The organism is Streptomyces rubellomurinus (assembly GCF_000961885.1).
GTDB lineage: Bacteria > Actinomycetota > Actinomycetes > Streptomycetales > Streptomycetaceae > Kitasatospora > Kitasatospora rubellomurina.
Genome location: NZ_JZKH01000042.1, coordinates 1 through 12,826 on the forward strand (window position 1 = coordinate 1; position 12,826 = coordinate 12,826).

At 74.9% G+C, this 12,826-nt stretch carries 12 protein-coding genes and 1 pseudogene; 3 read left to right on the plus strand and 10 right to left on the minus strand.

Annotated features, from left to right (window positions below; genetic code table 11):
* A partial coding sequence (locus VM95_RS20635) for a condensation domain-containing protein (RefSeq protein WP_045699015.1) occupies nucleotides 1-662 on the minus strand: 662 nt, incomplete at its 3' end.
* Nucleotides 663-814: 152 nt separating this feature from the next.
* On the opposite strand from VM95_RS20635, the gene VM95_RS20640 reads away from it, so the two are divergent.
* The gene (locus VM95_RS20640; RefSeq protein WP_045699017.1) at nucleotides 815-2,005 is read left to right on the plus strand and encodes an amidohydrolase; all 1,191 of its coding nucleotides are present in this window, start codon (nucleotides 815-817) and stop codon (nucleotides 2,003-2,005) included.
* A gap of 151 nt (nucleotides 2,006-2,156) precedes the next feature.
* On the opposite strand, the gene VM95_RS20645 is transcribed toward VM95_RS20640, so the two are convergent.
* The 7 genes from VM95_RS20645 to VM95_RS20675 form a co-directional block, all read right to left on the minus strand.
* A complete protein-coding gene (locus tag VM95_RS20645; protein WP_045699019.1) occupies nucleotides 2,157-2,990 on the minus strand; it encodes an AMP-binding protein in 834 nt (277 codons plus the stop codon).
* The gene (locus tag VM95_RS20650) at nucleotides 2,990-3,223 is read right to left on the minus strand and encodes a phosphopantetheine-binding protein (RefSeq protein ID WP_045699020.1); all 234 of its coding nucleotides are present in this window, start codon (nucleotides 3,221-3,223) and stop codon (nucleotides 2,990-2,992) included. The genes VM95_RS20645 and VM95_RS20650 overlap by 1 nt, the downstream gene beginning before the upstream one ends.
* A complete protein-coding gene (locus VM95_RS20655; RefSeq protein WP_045699022.1) occupies nucleotides 3,220-3,885 on the minus strand; it encodes an isochorismatase family protein in 666 nt (221 codons plus the stop codon). Before VM95_RS20655 ends, VM95_RS20650 begins: the two co-directional genes overlap by 4 nt.
* A 29-nt stretch (nucleotides 3,886-3,914) precedes the next feature.
* The gene (locus VM95_RS20660) at nucleotides 3,915-5,600 is read right to left on the minus strand and encodes a (2,3-dihydroxybenzoyl)adenylate synthase (protein ID WP_045699104.1); all 1,686 of its coding nucleotides are present in this window, start codon (nucleotides 5,598-5,600) and stop codon (nucleotides 3,915-3,917) included.
* 101 nt (nucleotides 5,601-5,701) lie between these two features.
* Nucleotides 5,702-6,985, minus strand: coding sequence for an isochorismate synthase (locus tag VM95_RS20665; protein ID WP_425265335.1), 1,284 nt, complete (start codon nucleotides 6,983-6,985; stop codon nucleotides 5,702-5,704).
* A 146-nt stretch (nucleotides 6,986-7,131) separates the two neighbouring features.
* Nucleotides 7,132-7,911 carry a 2,3-dihydro-2,3-dihydroxybenzoate dehydrogenase gene (locus tag VM95_RS20670; protein ID WP_107073027.1) on the minus strand — a complete coding sequence of 260 codons (780 nt, stop codon included), beginning with the start codon at nucleotides 7,909-7,911 and terminating at the stop codon, nucleotides 7,132-7,134.
* A gap of 260 nt (nucleotides 7,912-8,171) precedes the next feature.
* Nucleotides 8,172-9,335, minus strand: a complete 1,164-nt coding sequence (locus tag VM95_RS20675) for a CapA family protein (protein WP_045699028.1) — start codon at nucleotides 9,333-9,335, stop codon at nucleotides 8,172-8,174.
* Nucleotides 9,336-9,641: 306 nt separating this feature from the next.
* On the opposite strand from VM95_RS20675, the pseudogene VM95_RS45660 reads away from it, so the two are divergent.
* A pseudogene (locus VM95_RS45660) lies at nucleotides 9,642-10,082 on the plus strand (universal stress protein); the annotation flags it as partial.
* Nucleotides 10,068-10,424: a dsRBD fold-containing protein gene (locus VM95_RS45665; RefSeq protein ID WP_279616840.1), complete on the plus strand. Its 357-nt coding sequence runs from the start codon at nucleotides 10,068-10,070 to the stop codon at nucleotides 10,422-10,424. The pseudogene VM95_RS45660 and the gene VM95_RS45665, both read left to right, overlap by 15 nt.
* A gap of 132 nt (nucleotides 10,425-10,556) precedes the next feature.
* Here VM95_RS45665 and VM95_RS20685 read toward each other — a convergent pair whose 3' ends face one another.
* Nucleotides 10,557-11,975, minus strand: coding sequence for an MFS transporter (locus VM95_RS20685; protein WP_078860258.1), 1,419 nt, complete (start codon nucleotides 11,973-11,975; stop codon nucleotides 10,557-10,559).
* 14 nt (nucleotides 11,976-11,989) lie between these two features.
* Nucleotides 11,990-12,781, minus strand: a complete 792-nt coding sequence (locus VM95_RS20690; RefSeq protein ID WP_045699029.1) for a glycerophosphodiester phosphodiesterase family protein — start codon at nucleotides 12,779-12,781, stop codon at nucleotides 11,990-11,992.
* Between the last annotated feature and the right edge of the window lie 45 nt (nucleotides 12,782-12,826).

A 12,826-nucleotide genomic window follows, 5' to 3' on the forward strand; every position in this document is an offset into this window, starting at 1 on the left:
GTGCTGGGGGTGCCGGGGAGGGGGGCGGGGGCGTCGGCGCCGGCCAGGCGGGCGGACCAGTGGGCGCGGTCGGCCCGGTACTCGTCGCCGGCCCGGTAGGCGGCCTCTTCGGCGGCGGCCTCGGCGAGGGTGGCGAAGGGTCGGGGGGTGGGCTCGGTGCCGGTGGCGTGGGCGGTGTAGAGGGCGGCGACGCGTTCGCCGAGGAGGGTCAACGCGTAGGCGTCGACGGCGAGATGGTGGATGCGGCGGTACCAGAGGCGGCGGTCGTCGGCGAGGCGGACGAGCGCGTGGGTGAACAGCGGGCCCGCGGTGAGGTCGGCCGGGCGGGCGAGGTCGGCGCGCATCCAGGCCTCTGCCTCGGCGTCCGGGTCGGCGGCGGTGCGCAGATCGAGGCGGTGCAGCGGCCAGTGCCCGGCGGGGCGGGGCCGCTGGTGCGGGGTGCCGTCCGGGCCGGTGACGACGACGGTGTTCAGCGCCTCGGCCTCGTCGACGGCCTGCCGCAGGGCCTGTTCGAACAGTTCCTCGTCGAGCGGGCCGGTGATCTCCACGGCGTCGCCGGTGTTGTAGACCGGGCTGGCGGGGTCGAGCGCCTGGGCGTACCAGATGGCGGCCTGGGCGGAGAGCAGCGGGACGTCGGCGGCCTGGGTGTCGACGGCGGGCATGGTTCGGGGTGCTCCTCGGGGGTCCGACGCGGGGTCCGCAGGGTCGCTCCGTGAACGGAACGTCTTACTTAGGTTAGCCTAATCTAACTTCATATGATCCGGTCAACGGGTCCTCGACGAGAGGCCCCTGACACTCCGGGAGGACCCCGCCCGTGCCCGACTCCCCGCAGCCCCACACCGCCGAGCCAGCATCCGAGCAGGCCACCAAGCAGGCCGTCCGCGCCCGCGTCCACGCGCACCGCGAGGACCTGCTCGCCCTCAGCCGCCGCATCCACGCCCACCCCGAGACCGCCTTCGAGGAGCACCGCGCGGCCGCCTGGTGCGCCGAACTCCTGCGCGCCCACGGCTTCGCCGTCACCGCGCCCGCGTACGGCCTGGCCACCTCCTTCGACGCGCGGATCGGCAGCGGGCCGCGCACCGTCGCCCTGGTCTGCGAGTACGACGCGCTGCCCGGCCTCGGACACGCCTGCGGCCACAACCTGATCGCCGCCGCCGGCGTCGGAGCCGCCCTCGGCCTCGCCCCGGACGCGGACCGGCTCGGGCTCACCGTCCGGGTGATCGGCGCGCCCGCCGAGGAACGCGGCGCCGGAAAGGCGCTGCTGCTCGAGGCGGGCGCGTTCGAGGGGGTGGACGCGGCGATGATGGTCCACCCCTGCCCGGTCGAGGTCGCCGACTTCCGCTCCTTCGCGCTCGGCACCCTGTCCGTCCGGTACACCGGGCGGGCGGCCCATCCCAGCCTCAACCCGCACGAAGGGCGCAACGCGGCCGACGCGCTCACCGTCGCCCAGGTCGCGCTCGGGCTGCTGCGCCAGCAACTCCCGCCGCACTGGCGGGTGCACGGCATCACCACCGCCGCCGGGACGGCGCCGAACGTGATCCCCGACAGCGCGAGCGCCGAGTACGAGATCCGCGCCCGCGCCGCCGAGGACCTGGCGGAGCTGCGGACCCGGGTCGAGGACTGCTTCCGCGCCGGGGCGCTCGCCACCGGCTGCGAGGTGACGCTCGACCGGCCCGAACCGGACTACCTCGACATGCGCTCCGACCCCGGCCTGCTGGCCCTGTGGCAGGCCAACGCGGCGGCGCTCGGACGGCCGGAGCCGGTCGAGCGGGCGCCCTTCGCCTGCACGGACATGGGGAACGTCTCGCACGCGGTGCCCGCCATCCACCCGGTGCTGGACATCAGCGGAGGCGCCTGCGCGCCGCACGAGGCGGCGTTCGCCGCGGCGGCGATCGGGGCGGAGGCGGAACGCGCGCTGCTGGACGGCGCGGTGGGGATGGCGTGGACGGCGGTGGACCTGGCGGCGGGCGGAAAGGGGGCGGGGAGGGGACGGGGCGACGGCTGACAGCTGACAACTTTCAGCGAACAGCTTTCAACTTTCATCATCTGTCAGCTGAAATCTGTTCGCTGAAAGTTGTCGGTTGAAAGTTGTTCGCTGAACGTTGTTCGCCGGGCGCCGGGCGCCGGGCGGCGCCACGGGCGTCCGCCGTCCGCCGTCACCCGCCGGGCAGCGCCCCCGGTGCGACCCGCAGCGCCGTCACGCCCCGTTCCCGGACCAGCCCGGCGACATCGCCGGGCCGCTGCGGGTCGGCCAGCACCACGGCCGCGCCGGTGCGCAGCGGCCACAGGAACTCCCAGAGCGGCAGCCCCAGTTGCAGCACCCGGTCGCCCGGGCCGAGCGGGTGCGCGGCCTGTAGCTCGCGCACCCGGCGGTCGGCCTCGCCGTGGGTGAGCCGCACGGCCGCCGGGCGTCCGCCCGGGCCGTACCCGACGCACAGCAGGTGCTGCGGGGTGAGCGCCCGGGGCGGGTCGGTGGCCAGTTCGCCGTCCGCCGCCAGGTCGGCCAGCGCCCCGGGCACGCCCTCCCCCAGCACACACACCGGCGCGTTCTCCGCGAGCAGCCGCTCGCGGCGTCCGGGCGCGTCCGCCGGGTCGAGCGGCAAGTACGCGGCGCCGGACTTGACGACCGCTAGCAATGCTGTCAGCAGCAATCCCGGCTGCCGCAGCTCGCCCAGGCCGACCACCGCGCCCGGCCGGGCCCCGCGCGCCGTGAGGGCGCGCGCCAGCCGGTTGGCTGAGGCGTTCAGCTCCCGGTACCGGACCACGGCGCCGCCCGCGAGCAGCAGCGCGGGCGCGTCGGGCGTGCGGGCCGCCTGGGCCTCGATCGGTCCGATCACCGTGGTCGGCGGGTTCGGGCGCACCTGGCCGGCCGCTGTGCGCACCGCCAGCAGGACGTCCCGTGGGCCACCCCGCCGACCGTCCCGCCGACTCTCCCGCTCGACGTCCGGCGGGGCCTCCCACCGGACGTCCTCCCGCACGACGGCGGCCATCAGGCCGCGCCCAGCAGCTCGGCCCAGGCCTCGACCGCCGGGCGTTCGGCGAGCTGGATGAACGCGACCTCGGCGCCCTCCGCCCGCCACCGCTCGGCGAGCGTCATCAGCCTGATGGAGTCCAGGCCCCAGTCGGCCAGGTTCTCGTCCACCGGGATGTCCGCCGGGTCCTCGCCGAGCAGGTCGGCGACCTCGGCCCGGATCCGTTCCACCGTGAAGCCGGCGCCCGTCACTTCCCCACCTCCGCAGCCGCGTTCGTCACGCCGAGGGCTTCGAGCACCTGTGCCGTCGTGGCGACGGCCCCGCAGCGGCCCGCCACCCAGGCGAGTGCGGCGCGGTGCTCCTGCGGCCCGAAGTCGGCGACCGCGTCGGCGACCACGAAGGCGGGGACGTCCCGCATCCAGGCGTCGCAGGCGGTGGCCTGGACGCCGATGTGCGCGTACACGCCGGTGATCACCAGCTGGTCCCGGCCCTGCTCGGCCAGCAGCCGCGCCAACTCGGTGCGCACGAAGGCGCTGTACTTCCACTTGGTGAGCAGCGTGTCGCCGGCCTCGGGGGCGACGGCGTCCGCGATCGCGGTGGCGCGCGGGTCGTCGGGGATGCCGGGCCCCCAGAAGTCCTGTTGGAGCCCGCGCTCGGCCGGACTCTGCCCGCCGGGCTGCGCCGAGTACACCACCGGAATGCCGGCGGCGCGCGCGGCCTTCGCCAACCGGTCGACGTTGCCGAGGAGTTCGGTGAGGGGCGCGGCCTCGGCGGCGAAGGCGTCCAGGAAGTGGTTCTGCAGGTCGTGCACGAGCAGGACGGCGCGCGCCGGGTCGACCGTCCAGGGGACCCGGTTGGCGGGCAGTTCGTCGGCGGCGGGCATGGGATAGGAGGGGATGCGGGGCAGGCCCACGGCGGTGATTCCTTCGGTTTCGGGGTGCTTCAGTGGGTGGTGGCGGGCACGGCGGCCGCGATGGCGGCGCGCAGGTCCTTCTTGCTGACCTTGCCGATGCCGGTGGCGGGGAACGCCTCGACGAACTCGACCCGGTCCGGCACCTTGTACTCGGCCAGTCCGCGCCCGCGCACGAAGCGCTTCAACTCAACGGTCTTGGGCGGCTGTTCTCGGTGTTCGGCGCGCAGCACGACGTAGGCGCAGGTGCGCTCGCCGAGGTACGGGTCGGGCATCGACACCACGGCGGCGTCGTGCACGGCGGGATGGGCGAGCAGGTGGTTCTCGATCTCCTCTGCGGCGACCTTCTCGCCGCCGCGGTTGATCTGGTCCTTGGCCCGCCCCTCCACGACCAGGTGGCCGCTCGGCAGGCGGCGGACGAGGTCGCCGGTGCGGTAGAACCCGTCCGCGGTGAAGGAGTTGGCGTTGTGGGCGGGGGCGTTCCAGTAGCCGCGGATGGTGTACGGGCCGCGGGTGAGCAGGTGCCCGGTGGTGCCGTCCGGGAGGTCCCGGTCGTGGTCGTCGACGACCCGGACCTCGTCGTCGGGGGAGATCGGCCGGCCCTGGGTGGTGGTGATCAGCTCCTCCGGGTCGTCCAGCCGGGTGTAGTTGACCAGGCCCTCAGCCATCCCGAAGACCTGCTGCAGGGTGCAGCCGAGCACCGGGCGCACCCTGCGGGCGGCTTCCGCGCTGAACTTGGCGCCGCCGACCAGCAGGACGCGCAGGGTGTCGAGGCGGTGCGGGCCGCGTTCGGCGGCGTCCAGCCAGAGCAGGGCGAGCGGCGGCACGAGGCCGGTGACCGTGACGCCTTCGCGCCCGATCAGCGGGAACGCCGTCTCCGGCCCGGGCTGCGGGCAGAGCACCACGCGGCCGCCGGCGTACAGGGTGCCGAGCGAACCCGGGGAGCTGAGCGGGAAGTTGTGGGCGGCGGGCAGCACGCACAGGTAGACGGCGTGCTCGTCCAGTGCGCACAGCTCGACCGAGCCGCGCAGCGAGTAGATGTAGTCGTCGTGGGTGCGCGGGATCAGCTTCGGCACGCCGGTGCTGCCGCCGGAGAGTTGGAGGAAGGCGACGTCGCCGGGCTCGGGTTCGCGCTCCGGTCCCGGGCCGTCGCAGGGTATGTCGGCGAGCCGGACGTGCTCCCCCGGGTCGTCTCCCGCCACCGCGATCAGGCGCAGCGCCGGGTTTTCGGCCCGTACGCGGGAGGCGAGTTCGCGGTAGTCGTAGCCGCCGGCGAGGTCGGCGACGATGTAGCCGGCCGCGCCGGTGAAGGCGCAGAAGTGGCCGATCTCGGCGTGGCGGTGGGCGGGCAGGGCGAAGACGGGGAGCGCGCCGATCCGGAAGAGGGCGAAGACGACCTCGAAGAACTCGGCGGTGTTGGGCAGTTGGACGACGACGCGGTCGCCGGGGCCGATGCCGCGGGCGAGCAGGCCGGCGGCCATCCGGTCGGCGCGGCGGTCGAGTTCGGCGTACGTCCAGCGCCGTTCCCGCGGTTCCCGGCCGGGCGGGCCGGAGGCGCCGCCGGGGTCGACGACGGCGATCCGCTCGCCGTGCGCGGCGGCGCGTTCGCGCAGCATCCGCCCGAAGGTCTCGCCGCGCCAGTACCCGGCGGCGCGGTAGCGTTCGGCGAACTCGGCGGGGTAGGGGGTGAATCCGTCCGGCACGGCCCGGTCCTGCATGCTCCCGTCCTCCGTGTCCGGCGCGCCCGTGTACGGCGTGCCCATGTGCGGCGTGTTCGTGTCCGGCGTGCCCGTGTCCGGCGTAGTCGTGTACGGCTGCGTCATCGCGGCACCCCCGCCGCGTCCAGGAAGGTGCGGAACTTGGCGCTGGTCTCGGCCAGTTCGGCCTCGGGTCGGGAGCGGTCGACGACGCCGGCGCCCGCGTACACCCGCAGCGTGCGCTGTTCGGCCTCGGCGCAGCGGATGGTGACGACCCACTCTCCGTCGCCGGCGGCGTCCTGCCAGCCGACCATGCCGGTGTACAGGCCCCGGTCGAAGGGCTCCACCTCGCCGATGACCCGGCGGGCGAGGTCGGTGGGGGTGCCGCAGACCGCCGGGGTGGGGTGCAGGGCGGTGGCGAGGTCGAGGGCGGTGACGGCCGGGTCGGCGAGTTCGCCGCTGATCGTGGTGGCCAGGTGCCACATGGCGGCGGTGCGGACCAGGGTGGGCCGTTCGGGCACGTCCAGGGTGCGGCAGTGCGGCGCGAGCGCGGTGCGGATGGCGTCGACGACGACGGCGTGCTCGTGCAGGTCCTTGGGCGATTCCAGCAGGGCGGCGGCGCGGCGGACGTCTTCGCCGAGGTCGTCGCTGCGGGGCACCGAGCCGGCCAACGGGTTGGCGAGGACGGCTGTTCCCCGGCGGGAGAGCAGTAGTTCGGGGCTGGCGCCGATCAGGGTGCGGCCGGGGCCGGCGGGGACGGCGAAGGTGTAGCCGCCCGGGTCGCGGCGGGCGAGCCGCTGGAGGACGGCGGGCAGGTCGAGCGGGCGGTCGGCGGTGAGTTCCAGCGTGCGGGCGAGCACGACCTTGCTCAACTCGCCGCCGCGCAGCCGTTCGACGGCGGCGGCGACGCCCGCGCCGTACGCCTCCGGCGCGGGGACGGGGCGCAGCTGCCAGTCCACCCGGTCGGCGGGCGGCGCGGGGAGCGCGATCAGCGGGTCGTCGCGCAGGGCGCCGGCGGTGCGGACGAGGGCGGGGACGACGAGTTCGGCGCGGCGGTCGTGGTCGAAGGCGACCGCACCGACGACCAGCGGCCGCCGGGAGTCGGCGCTGCGGGTACCGGCCTCGGCCTTGGCGTCGGCACGAGCCTCGGCATTGGCCTCGGCTTCGGCCAGGGCGTGGGCGACCCGCTGGGCGAGCGGTCGGGCGTCCTGCGGCACCCGGGCGTGCGCGCCGCTGGTGAGCAGGGTGCGGGTCGGGGAGGCGAAGAAGGCTTCGTCGGTGGCGGCCCGGTACTGGCCGAGCAGGCCACTGGCGGCGCCGATGACGGCCTGGTCGGGGGCGTGGGCGGGCGGGCCTGCCGGGGCGGCGGCGGGCGTCCCCGCCGGGGCGTGGTGCACCGTGGTCACGGTGGATTCTCCAGTCTGGGACGGATCTGGGGGCGGCGTCGGGGGGGGTGATGCCTGGGGTGATGCCGGGGGGGTGATGCCGGGGCCGGGGCCGGGAGTTGGCACCGGGAATCGACGCCGGGGGACGGCGCCGGGGTGGGACGGCGTCAGGCGCGCAGGGTGGCGCCGCCGTCGACGTACAGGTCGTGCATGGTGATGTGCCGCGCCCGGTCGGAGGCGAGGAAGAGGACCGCGTCGGCGATGTCGGCGGGTGCGGCGATCCGCCCGAGCGGGATGCCGACCCGCCAGGCTCCCGGGTCGCCGTCGATCACCCGGCGTTCGGCGGCTTCGGGGTCCGCTCCCCACAGGGCGCGTTGCATCTCGGTGTCGGTGGAGCCGGGCGAGACGATGTTGCAGCGCACGCCGGAGCGGGCGAGTTCGAGGCCGAGGCAGCGGGTGAACATGGTGGCCGCCGCCTTGGACGCCGCGTAGGCGGCCATTCCGGCGCGCGGCACGCCGGCGGCGTTGGAGCCGACGGTCACCATCGCGCCGGCGCCTCGGGCGGCCATCCGGCGGCCGACCGCTCGGCTGGCGTGGAAGACGCCGGTGGCGTTGACCGCGAAGGTCTCCGCCCAGTCCTCGTCGGCGAGTTCGACGACGGGTGCGGTGCGCAGGATTCCCGCGACGTTCACCAGAACAGCCAGCGGCCCGAGTTGACGTTCGATCAAGTCGACTGTCTCGTCGACGGCTTGGGAGTCGGTGACGTCCAGGGCGTACGGCCGCACGGCCGGGGAGTCCGCCGCGAGGGCGGCGAGCGGGCCGGGGTTGCGGTCGACGGCGGCGACGACGGCGCCCTCGGCGGCCAGCGCCCGGGCGACGGCCGCGCCGATGCCCTGGCCCGCTCCGGTGACCATCGCGACGGCACCGTCGAATTCGGATCGCTGCACAGGACATCCCCTCCGACCAGCAAGATTAGGCAAGGCTAACCTAACACATTCGTTCGCCTACGCCGAGAGTCTGTGCGAGCGTCAACTCGGCCTCCCCTCCCCGACCGAGCCCACGAACCGGCCGCCGCCTCCACCCGGACATGCGAAAGGGCGGGGCCGCGACGCTGCCGCGGCCCCGCCCTGAAACCCGCCCTGAAACCCGCCCTGAACCCGCCCTGAAACCTGCCCTGGAACCCCTGATACCCCGCCCCGGCGAGGCCTCAGCCCGCGGCCGGCGGCGGGGTGAGCCCGGCGCAGCCGCGCAGTCCGTCGCGGCGCTTGAGCGCGGCGGCCGCCGTGGCGCCGGTGACCGGCTGGGGTATGCCCTTGTCGTCGATCGTCGCCGGGGCGAAGGCCTCGCCCTTCACCTTGCCGTCCGGGGTGATGGTGAGCGTGGTGACGCCGGTCTCGTTGGAGTTGGCGTAGTTGGAGGTGCCGTACCAGAGGAAGTTGCCGAAGCCGTACCCGATGTAGGTGTTGCCGAGCATGCCGGAGCCGACCATGGTGTGCGCGTGGGTGCCGACGACCGCGGTGGCGCCGACGCCGGCGAGCTTCTTGGCGACGGCGGTCTGCGCGCTGGTGGGGCAGGCCTTGCCCTCCTCGCCCCAGTGCAGGTAGACGAGCACGACGGGCGCCTGCTGCTTGGCCGTCTCGACGGCCTTGACCAGTGCGGGGACGTCGAGCGCGGAGGCGATGCCGGGCTTGTCGGCGCCGGCCCGCCACTTCTGGTTGGTGATGTCCTCGACCTGGCTGGCGGCGACCACCGCGACCTTCACGCCGCGCACGGTGGTGACGTACGGGGCGTAGGCCTCCTTGGCGTTGTGGCCGACGCCGATCACGGGGATGGGCGAGGAGTCCTTGGCGGCGAGGGTGTCGGCGAGGCCGTCCGGACCGAAGTCGACGGCGTGGTTGTTGGCCATCGAGACGATGTCGACGCCGGAGTCCTTGAGGACGGACAGCGCCTTGGGTGAGGTGCGGAAGGTGTACGTCTTGGGTTCCGGCGCGCCGCGCCCGGTGATCGCGGTCTCCAGGTTGAGCACGGAGAGGTCGGCGCCGGCGAGGGTGCTCGCGATCGGGCCGAGCGCCGGCTCGGGCGCCTTGACGGCGAGCCGGGGCTCGGTGCGGCCCTCGAAGTGGACGTCGCCGGCGAAGGCGACGGTGATGGTGCCGTCCGGCCGGGGCGGGCGGCCGGTCTTGGCGGGGAGCGGGGTCTGGGCCGAGCCGGGCGCCGCATCCGGACCGGTGGGTGCGGCGGCGGCCGGGCTCCCGGTGCCGGGCGCCGCGCCCTGGGCGGCGGGCTTGGCCGGGGCCGGGTCGTCGGGCCCGCAGGCGGCGACGGCGCTCAGTCCGACGAACAGCGCGACGGCGGCCGCGGCACGGCGCATGACTGGTTCCCCCCGGGTTCGGCACAAGAACGGTCAGCCTACGCCACCGCTTCCGCACCGATTCGGTCCACCTCAGCAACAGTCCGTTCACAATCGAACGCAAATCGCCGCGAATGGATGCAGAAACGGGCCAACGCGTCCCGGTCCGCCCGCCCGACCCGGCCACCGCGTCCCTGGCGCGACGGGCCCGGGCGCGCGCAGCGTGGAGGAGGGCGCGGAACACGGCAGCGGCACGACGGCGGAACGCCACGGCGGCCACGACGGCACAACGCCACGGCGGCACGGCGGCACCGGAGGTGGTGCGTGATGGACAGCGAGCGACCCGCCCCCGGCCGGGCCCGCCGGATCGTGGTCGGGATCGACGGCTCGGCGCCCTCGAAAGCGGCGCTGCGCTGGGCGGTCGGCCAGGCCGCGCTGACCGGCGCGACGGTGCACGCGGTGGCGGCCTGGGAGTACCCGTCGCTGTACGGGTGGTTCGCGCCGATGGTGGACGACGGCTTCGAGCGGACCGCGCTGCGCACGCTGACCACCGAGGTGGACGAGGTGGTGGGCCCGGACCGGCCGGTGGAGGTCCGGGAGAGCCTGGTGCTCGGCCACGCCGCCGAGGTGCTGCTGGAGGCGGCCGAGGACGCCGACCTGCTGGTGCTGGGCAGCCGGGGCCGCGGCACCTTCGCCCGGACGCTGCTGGGCTCGGTCAGCACCCGCTGCGCGGTGCACGGCGCCTGCCCGGTAGTGATCGTCCGCGCGGACGGCACGGCGGCCGCGACTGCCGGGGCCACGACGGTCGCAGAAGCGACGGCCGCAGGAGCAACGGCCGCAGGAGCAACGGCCGGGGCCGTCGCCCGCACGAAGGACTGGCAGCTGAGCCTGCACGTGGTCGAGGACGAGGACACCACCCGGGTGCACGCCGTCCTCGACGCGGACGGCGACGTCCTGCACAGCGACACCCTGGCCCGCCGCAATCCGCACGACGCCCCGGCCCCGGCGGTCGGCGACGACTTCGCGGTCGGCCGCGCCCTGGTCGACCTCGGCCACCAGCTGCTGCGCGCCGGCGTCCGGGACGCCACCGGCCCGGCCGAGACGGAGTGACCGGCCCAGACGGAGTGACGGGCCCAGACGGAGTGACCGGCGATCGGCCGAGACCGAGTGACCTGCCGGAACGCCGCCGGCCCGGCCGAGGCGGGGTGAGCCGCGGCCGGGCCGGATGATCGGGCGACGGGGCTACAGCCGCTCGGGGACGGGGTTGCCGACCGCCTCGATGGCGCGGCGCACCGGGACCTTCGCCAGCGCGGCGAACCCGATCACGAAGAACACCAGCAGCGAAATGATCGCCGAGCGGTAGCTACCGGTGATCTCGTACGCCATGCCGAAGACCAGCGGGCCCATCCAGCTGGTGCCGCGGTCACTGATCTTGTAGAGGCTGAAGTACTCCGCCTCCCGGCCGGCCGGGATGAGGTGGGAGAACAGCGAGCGGGAGAGCGCCTGGCTGCCGCCGAGCACCAGGCCGATCATGCAGGCGAGGGCGTAGAACCAGGCGGGCTGGTGGGCGGGCATGAAGTAGCCGAGGGCGAGGGTGATCACCCAGCCGACCAGCGAGCCGAGGATGGTGCGCTTGGCGCCGTGACGGCGGGCGATCCGGCCGAGCAGCAGCGCGCCGCCGATCGCCACGATCTGGACCAGGAGGACGGCGGTGACCAGGGAGGTCTGGTCCATGCCGAGCTCCTCGCTGCCGTAGAGCGAGGCCTGCGAGACGACGGTCTGGATGCCGTCGTTGTAGAGGAGGAAAGCACCCAGGTAGAGCAGGGTGAGCGGGTGCTCGCGCATGCTGCGCAGGGTGCGGCCGAGTTCGCGCAGGCTGCTGCCGGCGGCGGGCCGGTCGGACGCGGCGGCGGCCTCGGTGCGGGCGGGCGCCGCGCCGGCTCTGGACGGCAGCCGGAACAGCGGGACGAGGGTGAACAGCGCCCACCACAGGCCGGCCGAGGCGAGGCAGATCCGCACGGCGGTGCCGGAGGACAGGCCGAGCGCCTCGTGCCCCTGGAACAGCGCCAGGTTGGCGATCAGCAGCAGCCCGCCGCCCGCGTAGCCGTAGGCCCAGCCCTTGGAGGAGACGGCGTCGCGCTCGTCGGGGGCGGCGAGGCCGGGGAGGTAGGCGTAGGAGAGTGCCACCGACACCGCGTACGAGATGTTGGCGACGACCAGCAGCGCGCCGCCGAGCAGGTAGCGGTCGCCGTCGAGGAAGAACATCCCCATGGTGGCGAGCGCGCCGACGTACGCGAAGCCGCACATCAGCTCCTTGTGCCGCCCGGTGCGGTCCGCGACGGTGCCGGTCAGCAGCATCGCCGCGACCGATATCAGCACGGAGAAGGAGACCGTGTACGGGAAGAACGATCCTGCGCGGATGGACAGGCCCAGCGGGTGGACGTCGCCGGCCGCGTCGGCGGCGTTCTTGGCGATCTCGGTGAGGTACGGCCCGAGGAACACCGTCAGGACGGTCGCCGAGAAGGCGGCGTTGGCCCAGTCGTTGATGTACCAGCCGAACTGCATCCGGCGCAGGGCGCGGGCGGCGTCGTCGGTGGCGGTCGCCGGACGGTCCGGGACGTGGTCCGGCGCGTGGTCCGGCAGGTGGTCCGTGGTGCTCATGGGGCTCCTGGCTCCTAGGCGCTGCCGTCGGTCCAGCAGCCGCGCTCGCCGAGGACGTCCCGCAGGACGTCGATGCGATCGGCCATGATGCCATCCACACCCAGGTCGAGGAGAGTCCTGATCCGTGTGGCATCGTCCACAGTCCACACGTGAACCTGCAGGCCGAGGCGGTGCGCGGCCCGGACGAAGGCCCGGTCGACGACCCGCACGCCCTTGTGCCGCTCCGGCACCTGGGCGCACACCCCGGCGTACGGCGCCCCGCCGATGGACGGCCCGCGCGCGGGCAGCAGCGGCCCGGCCAGGGAGCGCAGCCGCAGCCGGGCGACCTCCCGCGGGCCGAGCGAGGTGGCCAGCCGGGGGCCGGCGGCGGCGCGGACGGCGGCGAGCCGGGAGTCGGAGAAGCCGCCGACGCAGACCCGGTCCCAGGCGTTCGTCCGGCGGATCGTCTCGACCAGCGGCGCGACGGCGGGCGCCGCCTTGACGTCGATGTTGAAGCGGGCGGCGGGGAACGCGCCCAGCAGGTCCTCCAGCAACGGCACGGGCTCGGTGCCGCCGATCCGGGCCTGCCGGACGCTCTCCCAGGGCAGCTCGGCGACGGCACCGCCGCGGTCGGTGACCCGGTCGAGCCGGGTGTCGTGGAAGGCGACCAGCACCCCGTCGCGGGTGGCGTGCACGTCCGTCTCCAGGTAGCGGTACCCGAGCGCGACGGCCGCCTCGAACGCGGCGAGCGAGTTCTCGGGGTGCCCGAGGTCGCCGCCCCGGTGCGCGAACGCGAGCGGCCCCGGGTGGTCGAGGAAGGGATGCATGTCGTGCTCCGAACTGCTGGGAGGGGGCGCGCGCCGGACCCAGCG

Excerpts from the sequence above, each read along its gene's own strand:
- VM95_RS20690 (WP_045699029.1), bottom strand. The coding sequence starts at position 12,781 with ATGCATCCCTTCCTCGACCACCCGGGGCCGCTCGCGTTCGCGCACCGG.
- VM95_RS20660 (WP_045699104.1), bottom strand. The coding sequence starts at position 5,600 with ATGCAGGACCGGGCCGTGCCGGACGGATTCACCCCCTACCCCGCCGAG.
- VM95_RS20685 (WP_078860258.1), bottom strand. The coding sequence starts at position 11,975 with ATGAGCACCACGGACCACCTGCCGGACCACGCGCCGGACCACGTCCCG.
- VM95_RS20645 (WP_045699019.1), bottom strand. The coding sequence starts at position 2,990 with ATGGCCGCCGTCGTGCGGGAGGACGTCCGGTGGGAGGCCCCGCCGGAC.
- VM95_RS20675 (WP_045699028.1), bottom strand. The coding sequence starts at position 9,335 with ATGCGCCGTGCCGCGGCCGCCGTCGCGCTGTTCGTCGGACTGAGCGCC.